Annotated in this window: 9 protein-coding genes; 2 read left to right on the top strand and 7 right to left on the bottom strand. The window is 23.3% G+C overall.

The features are described 5' to 3' along the window. Positions 1–47: 47 nt before the first annotated feature. Complete coding sequence (tsf, locus tag ABNS14_RS01360) at positions 48–863, bottom strand: translation elongation factor Ts (RefSeq protein WP_348666579.1); 816 nt, start codon at positions 861–863, stop codon at positions 48–50. Positions 864–971: 108 nt separating this feature from the next. Further along, positions 972–1,685 (bottom strand): 30S ribosomal protein S2, encoded by a 714-nt coding sequence (gene rpsB / locus ABNS14_RS01355; RefSeq protein WP_348666578.1) that lies wholly within the window; start codon positions 1,683–1,685, stop codon positions 972–974. A gap of 543 nt (positions 1,686–2,228) precedes the next feature. Between rpsB and map the strand changes: the two genes are divergently transcribed. Beyond that, complete coding sequence (gene map, locus ABNS14_RS01350; RefSeq protein WP_348666577.1) at positions 2,229–3,026, top strand: type I methionyl aminopeptidase; 798 nt, start codon at positions 2,229–2,231, stop codon at positions 3,024–3,026. Positions 3,027–3,776: 750 nt separating this feature from the next. Continuing rightward, complete coding sequence (gene dapD, locus ABNS14_RS01345) at positions 3,777–4,601, top strand: 2,3,4,5-tetrahydropyridine-2,6-dicarboxylate N-succinyltransferase (RefSeq protein ID WP_348666576.1); 825 nt, start codon at positions 3,777–3,779, stop codon at positions 4,599–4,601. 1,001 nt (positions 4,602–5,602) lie between these two features. On the opposite strand, the gene ABNS14_RS01340 is transcribed toward dapD, so the two are convergent. The 5 genes from ABNS14_RS01340 to ABNS14_RS01320 all read right to left on the bottom strand — a co-directional run bounded on the left by ABNS14_RS01340 (position 5,603) and on the right by ABNS14_RS01320 (position 18,347). Further along, entirely contained in the window at positions 5,603–6,832 is a 1,230-nt protein-coding gene (locus tag ABNS14_RS01340; protein ID WP_348666575.1) for an N-acetylmuramoyl-L-alanine amidase, read from the bottom strand. Positions 6,833–7,131: 299 nt separating this feature from the next. Continuing rightward, positions 7,132–8,967, bottom strand: coding sequence for an exodeoxyribonuclease V subunit alpha (recD, locus tag ABNS14_RS01335; protein ID WP_348666574.1), 1,836 nt, complete (start codon positions 8,965–8,967; stop codon positions 7,132–7,134). Between the two features lie 18 nt (positions 8,968–8,985). Next, positions 8,986–12,594, bottom strand: a complete 3,609-nt coding sequence (gene recB, locus ABNS14_RS01330; protein ID WP_348666573.1) for an exodeoxyribonuclease V subunit beta — start codon at positions 12,592–12,594, stop codon at positions 8,986–8,988. A gap of 813 nt (positions 12,595–13,407) precedes the next feature. Then, positions 13,408–16,797 carry an exodeoxyribonuclease V subunit gamma gene (gene recC / locus ABNS14_RS01325; protein ID WP_348666572.1) on the bottom strand — a complete coding sequence of 1,130 codons (3,390 nt, stop codon included), beginning with the start codon at positions 16,795–16,797 and terminating at the stop codon, positions 13,408–13,410. A 698-nt stretch (positions 16,798–17,495) separates the two neighbouring features. Beyond that, the gene (locus ABNS14_RS01320; RefSeq protein ID WP_348666571.1) at positions 17,496–18,347 is read right to left on the bottom strand and encodes a thymidylate synthase; all 852 of its coding nucleotides are present in this window, start codon (positions 18,345–18,347) and stop codon (positions 17,496–17,498) included. Positions 18,348–18,362 lie beyond the last annotated feature (15 nt).

Genomic DNA, 18,362 nt, shown 5'->3' with positions numbered 1-18,362 from the left:
ATTTTCTTGCTACTATAACAACTTAAGATAAAAATTTTATTCGTTTTTTAAATAATGTCACTTTCACCCAATTCAATACGTACGAAATCAAAAACATTGATTTTTTTTTCTTTTAATACAAGACCAACATTTTTAGTAGGATCCATAACAAATTGTTGTCCTGTCAAAGAAATCTCTTGAAGAAATTTTTTTATACGTCCTGTTACCATTTTTTCTACAATATTAAAAGGTTTACCGGACTTCATTGCTATTTCTAATTGAATTTTTCTTTCATGCGAAATCAGATCTGTTGGAACATCTAATGGAGTAAGATACTCTGGTTTACTTGCTGCAATATGTATTGCAATATGTTTAAGAATTGTTTCATCTGCACTTTCAGAAGCAGAAACAAGAACACCAATACGAAAACTATGCAAATAAGACCCTATTTTTTCACCTTTTAAAATTTTAATTCGACTAATTTTAATATTTTCGCCGATCTTAGTAATTATTTCTTCACGTCGCTCTTCAAATTTTATTTTTAATTCATTAATGTTAAAAACATTATTTTCAATAACAAATGTTAATATTTCATTAGCAAATTCAAAAAAAATTGAAGACTTAGCCACAAAATCTGTCTCACAATTTAATTCTAGCAAAACAGCAATTTTCTTATCCATAGAAACTTTTAGTATTATTATACCTTCGGTAGCTATTCGAGTCGCTTTTTTAGCTGCTTTCGCTTTACCTGCTTTACGCATATCATCAATAGCTATATTTATATTACCATTGGCTTTAATTAATGCTTTTTTACAATCCATCATACCAACACCAGTGCGTTGACGCAACTCTTTTACTAAAGTAGCAGTAATTTCTTCAGACATATAATTTATCCCTAAAACTATTTAATAAAATATTATTTTATAATAAAATTTATTTTTTTTATTAAAAATTGATTTTAATTAAAAAAGTTAATTTTTTATTTTAAATATTTATCCAATATTTTCTGATTGAACGATTTGATTTTTAAGTTTATCTCCTTGAATAGCTTTTACTACAGCATTTAAATAAAGTTTAATAGCACGAATTGCATCATCATTACCAGGAATCACATAATTAATACCATCTGGATGAGAATTTGTATCAACAATTGCAAATACAGGAATTCCTAAATTATTAGCTTCTTTTATAGCAATATTCTCATGTTGCGCATCAATAACAAATAAAGCATCAGGTAAGCCACCCATTTCTTTAATACCACCTAAACTTTTTTCTAACTTACTAAGTTCACGAGTACGCATTAACGCTTCTTTTTTTGTTAATTTCTCAAAAGTACCATCCTGGGATTCTACTTCTAAATCCTTTAAACGTTTAATAGATTGACGAACAGTTTTCCAATTAGTTAACATACCACCTAACCAACGATGATTAACAAAATATTGTTCGCAATTATTAGCCGCCTCTTTTACAGATTCACTAGCCGCACGCTTAGTACCTACAAACAAAATCTTACCTTTACGTGAAGCAATTTTACTTAACTCAACTAATGCTTCATGAAACATTGGAACAGTTTTTTCTAAATTAATAATATGTACTTTATTAAGTTTACCAAAAATGTATTTTTTCATTTTTGGATTCCAGTAACGAGTTTGATGCCCAAAATGCACACCTGCTTGAATCATATCAGTCATGGAAACAGTAACCATTTAAACCTCTATAATTTTAGTAAATTGGTACAATACTTTTATAAAATCTCTTTATTAACTGATTAGTTATAAATTTTTTATTATAAAAACATCACGGAAAATATATTTTGATATCTATATTATATATATTTAAAATATATGAGCATATATATATTGTATATTTTTATATATTTAAATATATAAGAAATTAATTTTAGTATATCATAACACGACACAAAAACTATAAATAGTTATATGCTGCAATCTATATTATTAATTGTGTAATAATAAATACAAAAACAATATTTTGAAATATTTATTTTTTGTAAATTTTTTTTAAAAAAACATAAAAGTGTTGCTTTTATAAAATAAAATTATCATATTTTATATCAAATATATTAAATATTATTGATGTATTTTACAAAAACATATTTAATGATTAATACACTACAAAGTAATTGCAAGTGTTTAAGATAATTATTAACTTTAATATATGCAAGATATCAAAAAATAAGTTTATAGAAAATATATTATTACTTAAATTAATGAAGTAGGTAAAAATTTATGACTATTTCAATTAAAACTGAAGAAGATATTAAAAAAATGCGTATCGCGGGGCAATTAGCAGCAGACGTATTAAACATGATTGCACCGTATATAAAGCCTGGAATTTCTACTGGTGAACTTGATCGTATTTGCCATTTATATATTGTTGACAAACAAAATGCCGTTCCAGGATGTTTAAACTATAATGGTTTCCCTAAATCTATTTGCACTTCTATTAATGATGTGATTTGTCATGGTATTCCTAATGATAAAAAAATTTTAAAAAAAAGTGATATTATTAATATTGATATCACTGTAATTAAAAATGGATTTTATGGTGATACTTCTAAAATGTTTTTTGTAGGAACCCCAAACATACAAAGTAAAAGATTATGTAAAATAACTCAAGAAAGTTTATATCTTGCATTAAAAATAGTTAAGCCAGGTATTCCTTTACGAAAAATAGGAAAAACAATTCAACAATTTATTCAGAAACATAATTTTTCTATAGTACGTGAATATTGTGGGCATGGTATTGGTCAATTTTTTCATGAAGAACCTCAAGTCTTACACTACGATGCTGACGATGGTGGAGTTCTATTAGAAAAAGGAATGACTTTTACTATCGAACCAATGATAAATATTGGAAGTCATCAAATTAGAACAATGAAAGATGGTTGGACAATCAAAACAAAGGACAGAAGTTGGTCAGCACAATATGAACACACTGTAGCTGTTAATGAAAATGGATGTGAAATTTTAACATTAAGAAAAGAAGAAGAACCATTTATTTCAGCTGTATTAGTAAATAAATAATTTAAAATTATTTACCTAAAATGGTGGGTATATAGTTCATAAAAACAATAGTTTACCTGTATAAAGTAAATAAATTTTTATCCATTATAAATCATATTCATTCAGGAAATATAAATTTTATCTAAATTAAATGATAAATTTAATTGAACGCTAAAAAATATGTTGAACAAAAATTACTATATATTTTATTATTTCACTTAGAGTGAAATATAAAATCAATAATAATATGTTTAATTTTAAAGAATCAAAAGCTTATTTATTATATATTTTTTAAATTTATTTTATATTACATACTATTAATAAAAATAATTAATTTAATTTTGCAAACGTTTAAAAAAAAATTACAAAATACTAAGTATCAATCAATAAATAAAATTTTATATAAAATATTTAGAAATATCTAAATATTTTAAAAAAATTTTTAAAATATCAATTATAAAACTATATGATCAATATTTTTTCAATTGTTTTAAAAAAATAATTTTATGTTTAATATTAAATTTATATCCTATAAAAATTTTTATTTTATCATTAATTTTTATAAAAAAATATTCGTTGAATATTATTAAAAAATAATAAAAAACAATAATAATATTTCATAAAATAAAAACATCAATTTTAAACAAAATAATTTCAAAAAATATAGCAATAAAAAATAATAATACATGCAAAAAACAAAAAATAATTATATGTATTTATACAAATCAAGAAATATAAAACATTACTTAAAATTTAAAGGCAAAATAACTTATGCAAAAAAATAAAAATATTATTGAACGTGCTTTTGAATATCGAACTAAAATCACACCTTTTAATACTAACATAAAGTTAAAAAATGCAATCAATCAAGTCATCAGTCAACTCAATACAGGAAAATTAAGAGTTGCTAATAAAGTTAATGGAGAATGGATAACTCATCAATGGATTAAAAAAGCATTGTTACTTTCTTTTCGCATTAATAAAAATAAATTTATACCAGGTTCTGAAAGCCATTTTTTTGATAAAATAGAAATGAAATTTGCAGACTACAATTATGCTAAATTCCAAGCGGCAAAATTACGAGTAGTTCCACCCGCTACTGCGAGAAAAGGTGCTTTTATAGCTAAAAATACTATTTTAATGCCATCTTATATTAACATTGGGGCTTATATTGATGAAGGAACTATGATAGATACATGGTCTACTGTCGGTTCTTGTGCTCAAATTGGTAAAAATGTTCACTTATCAGGTGGTGTTGGAATTGGAGGTGTCTTAGAACCTTTACAAGCGCATCCGACAATTATTGAGGATAATTGTTTTATTGGCGCTCGTTCCGAAATTGTTGAAGGTGTAATTGTTGAAACTGGTGCAGTTATATCCATGGGTGTTTACATTGGTCAAAGCACAAAAATATATGATAGAGAAAAAAACAAAATATACTATGGACGTATTCCTGCTGGTTCAGTAGTTATACCAGGCAATCTACCATCAAAAAATAAAAAATATAGTTTATATTGTGCTGTTATTATAAAAAAAATTGATGAAAAAACAAGAAAAAAAACAAAAATTAACGAATTACTGAGAAATATAAAATAACATTTATATTTAAAATATACTTTATGGATTTTGATTGCGTAATTATAAAAATAAAATCAATACAAAGATATATTCCCAGTATAATGAATTAATCTAATGCAATTTAATGATTGCATATCATTAATAATATTGTAATAAAATACAGTTATATTTTTAATATAACTGTATACTACAAAACATATGTATTAATATTTTTGATTAATTTTTAATAATTATAAAAAATAAAATAAAATTTTTAGGAAAATACTTATAGTCATTTGTAATTTTATAAATACTTTATTTTTGCAAATACTATGTAGTATATATATTATTTAATAATTGTTTTAAATAACAAAAAATTATTTAAAGATCTTCTTTCTTTAAATTAAAAAAATTATTTTTGTAAAATATACCATAACTATTATATTATTCTTGTAATTTTATTAAATATAAATATCAATTTTTTTGGTTATATTAAAATTAATATTTTAATTATATAATCAAATATATTAAATACTTAATAATGATTCATATAAATTTAACGTATCTACTTTATGTAAAAATTAGAAATTAAATAATAACCTATAGATTATTAATTTCAAAAAAATAAAATTTATTTATCATAAATTTATCATAAATAAATATGAAAAATTTAATTGATAATATTTTTAATAATTTTATCAACTTAATTATCCTAATTAACAATCTATAGTTTTTCACTAAAATAAAAAAATAAAAACATATTTTATAAAAAACTTTTTAAAATCATAATACATCTTAAATAAAAATTATATTAAAATATAATAAAATTAAAAATTAACAAAGATAATATCTCATACTCATGAAATTTATTTTTACCCAACAAAAAATAGTATTTTTACTATAAATGCAATTATAATAATTAATGATAGTTAAAAACAAAATTTTTATAAAAAATAAAAAAATAACAAATTTATTTTAAAAATTATTACTTCTGCTTTATAGTAAAAGTAAGATTCTTCATTTAAAAATTATTTTTAATCTTACTTAAAATAAGCTTTAATACCTAAGAAAATTGATTCAGCTATTTGTTGTTGAAATTTTGCTGTTTTTAATTTTCTTTCTTCTTCTATATTACTAATAAAAGCAGTTTCAACCAAAATAGAAGGAATTTCAGGAGCCTTCAATACTATAAAACCTGCTTGATCAACAATATTCTTATGCAATTTGTTTACACTAGCCATACTATGAAGAATCTCTCTACCAATTTTTAAACTATCATTAATAGTGGCTGTTTGTATTAAATCAAAAATAGTATGATCTAAATATTTATCACCACTTTTACTAACACCACCAATTAAATCTGCTTGATTTTGTATTTCAGCTAAATAACGTGCCGTATTACTACTTGTTATCGCTTTTGTGGATAATGCAAATACAGAAGATCCTTTAGCTTTACGATTAATAACAGCATCAGCATGAATAGACACAAATAAATCTGATTGCATTTTTTGAGCTTTGGCAACTCTTATCTTTAAAGGAACAAATACATCTGCATTACGTGTCATATAAACCTTCATATTAGGTTCAGTATTAATTAATGTTTTCAAACGTCTTGCAATCTGTAATACAATATCTTTTTCACGAGTATTATATTTTCCTATTGCACCAGGATCTTCTCCACCATGTCCTGGATCAATCATAATTGTAATTAATTTATTGCGATTCATTAATTTCCCTATATTTTTTCTTTTAATAGATAAATTTTTATAAGATTTTTTTTGATTATGCTTTTCTAATGTTTTTGAAAAAAAATTTTTATTAAAACGAATATTTGAATAAGGAGAAAAATCAATTACTAATCGATGTTTGAAATTCCCAATAGGAGAAATAGTAAATATTTTTGCGGCAAGATGCATTTTTACTTCGAATACTAATCGAATCGTATTATGATTAAATACTCCTACTCTAATTAATTTTAAATGGCGATCATTTGAATTAATTTTTTTATTAATATCTTTTAATACACGATTCAAACGAATATTTTTTAAATCTACCACAATGCGATCAGGAAAAGATAAAACAAATTGACAATACTCAAAAGCAACAGTTGATTCTAAAGTTACTCGAGTATAAGAAGATGAAGACCAAATCCGAATAGCTACTATATTTGCAGATACACTAAATACTAATGGACTAATAATTAGTAATAAACTTATAGCTACTCCTTTTAGTAGTAATTGTCGTAAAAAATCATTTTTAAAACAATCCATCAAAGACCTACTTTAAAAATTCAATTATTATAAATTAATAAATTATATTTACAAAGAAAAAAAAAAGTCATTATTTTTATTAATTATAAAAAAATATATGACTTTAATAATAATATAAAAAAAAATAGTATTTAAAAAATAAAAAATTTTTAAATATGACATAATTATTTTTTAGAATACTTGTTAAATAAAAAATTATATAATGATAATTTTTTTAGTGATTCTTTTAATAATTTTATATAACATATACTACAAATTATATTAAAAAATAGTGATTAAATTATTTATAAATATATCGTTTAAAATAATCGTTCAGTTAAACCACTACATCGTTTATTAGTGTTCATTATTGAATCAATAAAAACATTTTTATCTGCATAAATTGTTATCTGCTTTTGTGCTCTTGTAATTGCAGTATAAATTAATTGTTTATTCACAATAGAAATAACATTTGGTGGTATAATTAAAGCAACATGTTTAAATTCTGATCCCTGAGATTTATGTACTGTCATCACAAAAGCAGTTTCATAATTAGATAAACGATGAGGTGATATTTTTTTTAATGAACCATTAGGTAATTGAAAATAAGCCTTTAAAGCTTTTTTATTATCACGTAATATAATACCAATATCACCGTTAAATAACTCAAGAGAAGGATCATTTTTGGTAATTATTATTGGACGACCTTCATAATTTTTCCACGTATTATCTAATAGCCGAATAATCCCTAAACGATCTAAACTTTCTTCTAACTGATTGTTTAATTCTACAACTCCATAAGGACCATCTCTTACAGCAGACAACAAACGATAATTATTAAAAATACTAAATATATCTTTATAATCTAAACTAGATTTTATCATATTGAAATAGTTGTTATAAAAATTAACTGCATCAAGAATTAATTGATTATATTGAATAGATTTTTTAATAGGATAAAAAGTTATATCTTTTCTTGACTCGCTTAATAATTTTCGTATGGACATGATATTCTCTTGATTAACTGCAGTAGCAAGTTGAGCAATATTAGATTTACTATGAAAACGATAACTTTTCTTTAAAAAACAAATTTTATCTTTAATTTTTGATCCATCATTTAATATAAATTCAGATAAATCATAACCTGTAATTCTCATTAACTGTTTAACTTTTTTATAACTATATCCAAATTTTGCACTATCACATAGATCACGCAATACAGCCCCTGCTTCTACTGAAGATAATTGATCTTTATCTCCTAAAAAAATAACACGAGCGTGTTTAGGTAAAGCTTCAATTAATCTCGCCATCATAGATAAATTTATCATAGATGCTTCATCAACAATCAAAACATCTAATAATAATAAATTATCTTTATGATAACGTAATAATTGAGTATTTAATTGAGCGCCTAATAATCGATGAATAGTTGTAGCTCGTTTCGGCATAACTGCATATTCTTTAGAAGATAAATTTAAATTTAATAATGCATAATTTAATGTTTCGGTTACTCTAAAAGCTGCTTTTCCTGTAGGTGCTGCTAGCTTAATGATTAATTTTTTATGACTTAATTTCACCAAAGTAGCTAATAAATATGCTATTATTGCTGTTTTACCTGTACCTGGTCCACCAGAAATAATTGCTATTCTATTTGTTAATGCAACTGCAATAGCTATTTTTTGCCAATTGTATATTTTTGATGGCAAAAACAAACCATTTAAAATTTTTGTTAATTGAATTTCATCAACTTTTTCTAATGTATTCTCAGAAAAAAAATCTGCTACTAATCCTTCATCAAACCACATTTTTTGAAAATAAAGTTTATTCTTTGATAAAACTAATGGTTTAACTTCTATTTTCTCTGCATCAGAAACAGCATAAGATCTTTTTAATTCACAGTAAATTTTATTACTATTTGGTGTACCAGCTAATTCCCATAATTTCAACGCCATTTCATTTTCTCTTCCTTGAAATAAATTACCTGAATTAATCTTATCAATGAATAAGCAAATATCTCCTAATCTATTTGCAGCACTTAATAATGAGAATATTAATAATAATAATGGATTTTTTTCTTTCGTTAAACACATAGCAAATCGTATATCTAAATAATTAAACAAATTTAATTCACAAGCTTTTTTTAGTAAATTAATCATATAAAAGTTTGTTATTGTTTATGAAACACCAAATAATTTATCTAAACTATCAATAAATGAATAAACAGGAAGGTTATAATAAATACCGTAACCATGAGAATTTTTATTATAAATACCTCGCAAAAAAAGATATATCACACCGCCAAAATGTGTCTTATAATCATAATCAGGTACCCGATTCCGCAAATAACGATGAATTGCTAAAGTATACAATTGATATTGTAAATCATATCTATGATAAATCATCGATTTTTTTATTGCCTGCTGATTATATGCAAAAGAATCTTCTCCTAACCAATTTGATTTATAATCAATCAAATAAAACTTTTTTTTCCAAAAAACAATCAAATCAATATAACCTTTTAAAACTCCTTTTACTTGTTCAAAATTCAAAGGAGGGCAATTTTTAGATAAAACATCATATCTATGTGCAAGATTATCTAATAACGATGGATGCAATATGTTTTTTATTGAAAAACAAAATTTCATTTCATTTAATCGATGCTCAGAAAGAATATTTGATAGTTTAAAATTATCTTCAATTAACGGTACATTAAAGATATTGATTAACCAAATTTTCAGCATAGAAGCCCATTCGGAAGAAAAACCGACTGCTTCTAACCTTTCTATTAACCAAGATTCTTTAGGAACTTTATTAAATGGTAATACTTCTAATATTGAATGCATAAAATTTCCAGCTATCACTCCTTTAGGAAAAGTATAAACATTTTTTTTAGACTCTTTTTTTTGATATAAATAATTATTACTGTATTGATATTTTTTTAATTCAAAATTCAAATTTTGTAACTTCAAATCAAAATTCAAATTATTATCAAGAACTTTATTTGATAATGTAAAAATATCATTATTTTTTAATTTTGAATAACTAGTTACACGCCATATATCATCAATCTTTCCTGAAAAATTTTTAGCTAATAATTTTACAACTCTATTTTTTTTACAACAATAAGAAGAGAATATTTTAATATTATTAATTAATTTAATACCAATATGTTTGTTAACTAGTGATCTCAAATTATCAAATAATAAAGTAGCATTACCTTGTTTTCCTTTTTGTAACAAATAACCTAATGCACTTTTATGTAAATCAGTGTTACAAGTCTTCTCAGTATGACGTTTTTTATATAATGGTGCTATACCAACACTACAATGATAAATTGCACGTGTTAAAGCAACATATAACAAACGTAAATCCTCTGCTAAACGTTCTTCATCAGCTAGTTTAAGACTTTTTGGGTTATCTGTAAGATCTAAACATATTTGAAAATTTTTTCTTTCATGAAAAATTGCCAATTTTTTTTGTGAAAATTGGCATATAAAAGGTAACCAAACAATTGGATATTCTAAACCTTTAGATTTATGAATAGTACTAATAGAGATAAAATTTTTGTTACTTTCTAAACGCCTTTGTTGATTTTCTAATAATGGATCAGGTTTATCAATTTTCTGTGCTAACCAACGAATAATAGCATGTTTATTATCAAATTCTAATTCAGATTCTTGTAATAATTCAAATAAGTGCATAACGTCCATTAAACGTCTTTCTCCATTTGTATTATCCTTCAATAGGTGTTTCGCTATACGTTGATTATGTATCATACATCTAAACATTGCTGAAATACCATAACGTTCCCAAATTAATGAATAATGATGAAATTCTCTTATCCAAATTTCTAATTCATTGTCATTTTTATTGAATTCTTCAATTTCTTTTGCGCTTAAGCCCATTAAAGATGTCGCTAAAGAACGTCGAAGGGTTTCTTCTTTTTCTGGTGAAAGAACCGCTTGTAACAACCATAATAAATCACGTGCATCAGAAGTAGAAAAAACACTTTCATAATTAGAAAGAAAAACCGATGAAATATTAAATTTACGTAATTCCTCTTGTATGATTTTTGATTCACGACGATTTCTTACTAATATCATAATATCAGAAGCAGTTAATATTTTTTTTTGATCATTTTTATATAACCATGTAGTTCTATTATCTCCTCCTATTAACCAATAATAAATTTGACTAGCACACTGATATGCCATTATTTTTTGATATTCAGTTGTTGATACTTGATCTTTATCAAAATAATTAAAATTTAATGCTGAAACTTTTTCTTTTTTATGAATTAATCCTAAATTTTGATTAGCATAACCTGAATTAACTACATGAAATGGTATTTGTTTAAATAAAAATGGATTTTTAACACGGCTAAATAAATGATTAATCGCTGCTACCATATTAGATGAAGAACGCCAATTAGTATCTAATTTATAATGTGATTGAATTTTATTTTTAGCCTTTATATAACTAAAAATATCAGCACCACGAAAAGAATAAATGGCTTGTTTGGGATCTCCTATAAAAAATATACCGGAATATTGATGCCCATCATAAATACTTTTAAAAATTTTATTTTGTTTAGAATCCGTATCTTGATACTCATCTATCATAACTACCGGATAACGATTACGAATCATATTTTTCAATCTTTTATTATTTTTTTGATTTAATGTATACTCCAATCTATCTAATAGATCATCAAATCCTATTTCTTGACGTTTTGTTTTTTCTTTCATGATAATTTTACGAACATCAATAATAGCTTTTGAGATAAAAATATTACGCAATGTACGAGTTTTTTTAAGAAACTTATCAATAGCACAGAAAACCTCATGCTTCGGTATTTCATTATCAATAGATGTTTTATTTATTAATTCTAATTGAGAAAAACGAACTAATTCTTTTGGTGTTTTATAATCTATTGTATGTGATTTTGCCCATGTAGTAACAATATCTAACCAAATAAGTAAATTGCGGCGATTATAAACTCGTTTATTAATCCCTGAATTAATAATTAAAGAAAAAAAATCATTCAAATGTAGCATCCATAATTTTTTTATTATATTAATAGTATTAATTATTATTTTATGATGTTTAGTTATTGATTGAAATTTAATTGATTTATTTAAAAAAACAGGTACTTCTCCCTGTAAATAAGGCTTAATTTCATCTAAAAGTGCTTCTGGCCCACTCCATTCATCTGCTATAATTTTTGATATACAGTATTCTAATGGATAACAATTAGATCGCCAAAAATCAAAACAAGCCTGTTTTTGTAAAATAGATTCATTTTTTATAATTGATTGTTTAAATAACATTCTTGATTCAAGAGCATTATGCGATAATATACTTCTACAAAATCCATGTATTGTATAAATTGCTGCTTCATCCATTTGATGCTCAGCAGATAATAACCATTTAGCAGCTGCATGTCTATCTACAATAGAAACTAGTAAGATTTGATATATTGATTCTTTCGAAAATCCGAACCCATTTCTCATGCAAGCAATTCTCATTTGATGAATATTATGACGAATACGTGCTCTTAACTCGTTAGTTGCAGATTCAGTAAAAGTTAGCACTAAAATTTCTTTAACATTTAATCTTTTAAAAAAAGCATATTTATTACCAATTTTTAACAATAATCGCAAATAAAGCAAAGCTATAGTATAAGTTTTTCCTGTTCCGGCTGAAGCTTCTATAAGTCTCTGGCCATAAAGAGGCAAATTATAAGGATTTAATTGAAAAATTTTTTTTTTGTGATTCTCCATTCTAATTTTCCATATTCAATATTTTTCTCGTAAATTGAGATATTATTTTAATAAAAAAACAAAAATTTTAAACACATAAAAAACACACTTATTATATTTCATAATATCTTAAGAAATTTCATAACACTATATTTTAATTAACACTTTATTAATATATTTAAGTAAATTACAAAATATTTTATACAGATATTTTTTGTCAAAAAAAAATAATCAAATATCTTTTCAAGGTAAATAATATAAAAATAAAAATTTATACCAAATAAAATATTTTTTCGTATAACATTGCAATTTTGTAAATTATATATTTCATACAATAAGAAAATTATTTTTATAAATATCAACCATGATATTTCATATAAACTTTATAACTCTTTTATTATTATTTTTTTAAAAATTCATATTTTTTGGTTTATTATTAATACAATTTATTTTTATAAATAAAAATAAATTCAAGAATAATTTAATTTATATCTCATAATATTTTTATTTATTAAATAAAAAACAAAATTTAAATAAACATTAATAATCAATCTAACATATTATTTTAATATTTGTTTTTATTTTTAAAAATCACAAAAATCACTAATCATAAATTATGTTTTAATAATACATTTTTAATACATTGAATTAATAAATTCTGTCAGTATTATCTTATTAAATTGTTTTATTAATTTCATAAATTAATATTCATAATATTATATTAATATATAATTAAATGGTTTATCAACAACAGAAAATTTAATATTTTTTATTAGATACATTACAAAATATATTTACATAGATTATTTCTGTGAGTAAAATTAATTATCTATATTATAAAATATGTTTTTTATTTTTTAAAAAAATTGCCATTGGTAATAAATAAAGCAAAGTATTCTTTTTTATTTCATTTAATAAATTATCATCTATTTTATTGAAAGCACGTCTAATATAAATATTCTGCATTTCTCCTGATTGATTATAAATACCTTCTAAAGATTCCATCAATTTTATATTTGCTTTTTTCAAAAAAACATCTGAATGAAAATTAAATTGATCATTTTTTTTATCAAAACATGATATTAACCAATTCCAACCACTGTTCAATAAAAGTGGTAATGGTTTATTCATACCATTTTCATAACCATTGATTAATTGTTGTAAATATATTTTTGCTTGACATTTATTAACTACGTCAAAACACCATTCACTGTTATTTGTACCAAAATAATAACTTTTTCCAATATTGAATATTATACAAAAAACTAAATGTTCTATCCATAATGATAATCCATCAATAACTGTTAACTTTGCAGGGCGATAACGAATCACTCCATTTTTTTGAATATTTTTTAATTCTCCAATTAAATCAGTTTTTTCAAAAGATTCCACAAATAATTTACTAAAAGATTTCTGCAAATGCATTTTTACTTTATCAACTAATGGTTGCATATTTGTGATTTGTTTATCCCAATAAATACGCGCAAAATTTTTAGCTGGTAATTTACCACTTGCAAAAAAATTAAAAAATAATTTCTCTGATGATTCTTCATTAATCATAGCATTGAGCAAAAACTTATTAAATTTATATTTTTGTAAACCATTCACAAAAAAAGGTTCTTCTTCTGGTAATTGAATTACTTCATTTAAAAAATTAACTTTTAACCTTTTTTGAAAAAAAGCTACAATGGGATTTCGATAAAAAAATAATAATTCTTCTAATAAGATTTCATTATAAACTTTTGTGATTGGTAAAAAATCAGCACAAAAAATAGACTGTGGATGATTTTCTGTTCTCTTTATTACAGATAACCATTCATCTGAATAACTCTGATTTTCACTATATGAAAAATAATTTTCTATAGCAAAAGGGACTCTGGTATGCTTAATGAGCAAATGTTGTTTTATTTTTTTAGCACTTTCATCAACATTTAAATTTTCATCACCTTCTAAGCAAAAACTATAACTAATATAATCCAGTAATTCAGTTAAGACAATTGAAGGATTATACATGTGATTATCATTTATCGAATATCCAATATAACTTAAATACAAAAATTGGGAAGTTGAATTCAAAACCTCCAAAAATAAATAAAAATCATTATCTCGATATATTTTATCACCAAATTCTGGTTTTTCCTCAATTAAATTAAATCCAACAGATGGTATTAAACGTGGATATACTTTTTCATTCATACCTAATAAACAAACTACTTTAAAAGGAATAGAACAGATGGACATGAAAGTACAAAAATTTATTTCACCAGAAAAAAAACATTGATTCATTTTTTTATCATTTAAAAACATCAAAAATTCATCACGAATAATAGATATAGGCACAACATTTTTATATTTTGCGACTATTCCAATATTAAGAATTTCATGCCATTTTTTTAATAAAAAAACAAATGTAGATTCATTATTTTTCTCAAAATAAAAAAAAGTATCTAATAAATATTTGCATAATGGAAGCCATGCTGATAATGTTCTTTTTTGATTAAGAATATTCCTCCATTCCCATAATAAATCAACAAATTTAGCTAATTTTCCAACTGATTCTGCAGCCAAACCTGTACATTCATTGTAAGGTAAAATATCATCCCAAATTCCAAAATTACTATCCATAGCATAACCCAACGACATTCTATTTAAACCAAAATCCCAAGTATTTTTACCTGTTATAGGTAATTTCAACATCTTTACATTTTCATCATTAACGCCCCAACAAATACCTGATTCCTTAACCCATTGACGTAAACAATCTAATTCTTTTTCATCAATAGAAAATCGACGAGCTACTGCAGGTATTTCTAATAAATTTAATACTTCTTTTGTAGTAAAGCGGATTTTAGGCAAATCAAGAAAAGATAGAAAAACTTTAAAAATAGGATCAATTCCTTTTATTTTTTTACCAGAAATAGAAATAGGTAAACGACGATCTTGAGATACATAACTAAAAACTGCTTGTATATAAGGCAAATAATCATCTATATTAGTAACCATGACAATAATATCTTTTGGTCTTAGTTTTGAATCTTTTTCAAACAAACCTAATAAATAATCTTGGAGTATCTCAACTTCTCTTTTTATACTATGACACGAATGAAATGTTATTGATTTATCTTTTTTGCTTAATCTTCTTTTTAATGAACTATTTTTAAAAGTCTCTGATGTTAAACCTAGTTGCATATAATTTTTAAAATCTAAAATATCCCTCTGAATTTGATGTAACAAAGAATTACCGGATATGTCTACAAAAGCATTTACTTCATATACTTGATCTAACTGAGAAAGATAATAGAAATAATCCCAACCTAATCTTCCCCAAGCAACCAACAATGGATTCATAATTAATGGTTTATCATATAATATATTAGATAAATCTTGATTTAAAAAACAAGAAACTTGATATTTATTCTGATAATTGTATAACTTGTTTTCTTGATATCTTTTAATATAAGCATACCAATTCATATTGTCATAATAATAACGACACGGATTAACATTTATTAAATAAATATCCACATGCTCTCCAAGAGCATGTAATATTTTTATATAAATAGGTGGCAACATTGAAATACCAACAATAAACAAACGTTGAGGAAATTTAACAGCTGAAAATCTTTTAAGTTGCAAACATTTTATAAATTGCTGATAAAAATTTTCTTGATAAAATTTAGGATAACTAACTTTTTTGCTATATTGAATTAATGCTAACCACAGCTCTTTCTGCCATTCTTGATGATCACTTAAACCTTCTACTAATTGTTGATTATACCATTTTTCCAACCATTCCGGACGATATATCAAATACTGATTAAATACATCAGCAATTTTACAGGATAATTGATATAATTTACTTTTGTTTATATCTTCCTTAAGATATTCTTTTAATAATTTAAACATAGGTTTATACATTAAAGAAGGTAAAATTTGCATTACTTTCCAAATCATCGTTCTTTTATTAAGAACACTTTCTTCTGAAATATTAAATAATATAGAAGAAAACATTTTATAAAAAAAAGTAGAAGGCAAAAGAAACGAAATATTAGCTACAACATCTAGTTTTTTTGCAAGTTCTATTTGCAACCAATTTGAAATATTTAAATTCTGAACAACAATAATTTCTTTTTTAAATGGATTGTTTAAAGGTTTTTTTTTTATTAAATTAGCAATAATTTCTACATGAATCTTTAATTTATTGGAATGATAAATATGTAACATAATATCTCCCCAAGAGATAGTATTATCTTAATATAATATTAAAAATATAGTAAATTAAATAATTTTAAAAAAACACACTTTTAAAAATTTTAAAAATTTTTTAAAAATAATTAATATTTATTTAAAATAATTTTATTACATATGATCTTTTATTTATAGAAATAACAATTTTAAATTTTTTATTTTTTAACAAAAAAATAATATATAATCTCTATTTTTAAAACATAAAAAACAAAATATTATAATTTAATATATTAAATATAATTAAATTACATAGTTTAATATTTTAAAATTATTAATAATAAATTATTTTTAATACAAAGTTTAAAACTTAATATTATAAATAGAATTATTAATTTATCTATCATGTTTAGATAGTAAATTATAAAAATTAAAAAACTTCTTTTGCAAAAGAAAGAAATTTGAAAAAATTTTTATTAAAATAAAAAATATTCTTAAAAATTAATATTTTAAAAAATAGAATAATCAAACATACAAAATAAAAATTTTTAAATGTTTTTTTACAAAAATAATTATTTCAAATAATATTTTTGATATTTTTCATTAAAATTTTATAACAATTAAAATCTCTATATAACAATTAAAATATTTATACTAATTAAAAAATTTATGATAATTAATAATTAAATATTTTTATTATAAAATAAAAAAATAAAATATAAAAAAATATCCATTTACTATACAGTAAATGGATATTTAATTGCATTATGACATTGATAATCAATTACTGAAAAATCATTGCTGGTAACCCATGTTTCAATATCCTTTAATGTTTTAATATCAGGATTAATAATAAGCTTAGGTAAATTATAAGGAGTGCGTTTTAACTGAATATCACACATCATAGAAAGTTGATTTTCATAAATATGCGCATTAACTATTTTATGATATGCTTTACCTACTTTGTGCCCAGTTATTTGAGCAATTAATGCTAATAAAACAAAACATTGAATTTGATTGAAATTTAAACCCAAAGCAACATCACAACTACGTTGATATGAAGTTAAATATAGCTTATCTCCTAAAATTGAAAAAGTATGAGTATGCATGCAAGGACGTAAACAACCCAACTCAAACTCACCAGGATTATAAAAAGTAATTATTTCTGCGCGATCATCAATTCCCATAGAAATATTATTAATCACTTTTTTCAATTGATCTAAACAGGTTCCATCTAAACGTCTCCATGACCTTCCCTGCACTCCATAAACTCTTCCCATATCATCTATGCCTTTACGATGCGGATTATTAAGCCATTCTAAGTTTTCATTTGCATTTGCATTCCATGTATTACAACCCAGATCTCGAAATTGTGAAGCACTGCAATAACCTCTTATATAACCTAATAATTCAGAAATAGCAGATTTATAAAAACTTTTACGAGTAGTAATTAAAGGAAATTTATTATTAGCCACATCATATTCAAAATCAACATTAATAACAGTTAAACATCTTACACCAGTACGTTTATTTTTAATCCAATAACCTTCATCAATAATACGTTTACATAAATTCAAATATTGATACATTTTTATTCACTTAAA

Source organism: Arsenophonus symbiont of Ornithomya chloropus, assembly GCF_964026495.1.
Taxonomy (GTDB): domain Bacteria; phylum Pseudomonadota; class Gammaproteobacteria; order Enterobacterales; family Enterobacteriaceae; genus Arsenophonus.
This window is presented reverse-complemented; position numbering and strand designations above follow the sequence as displayed.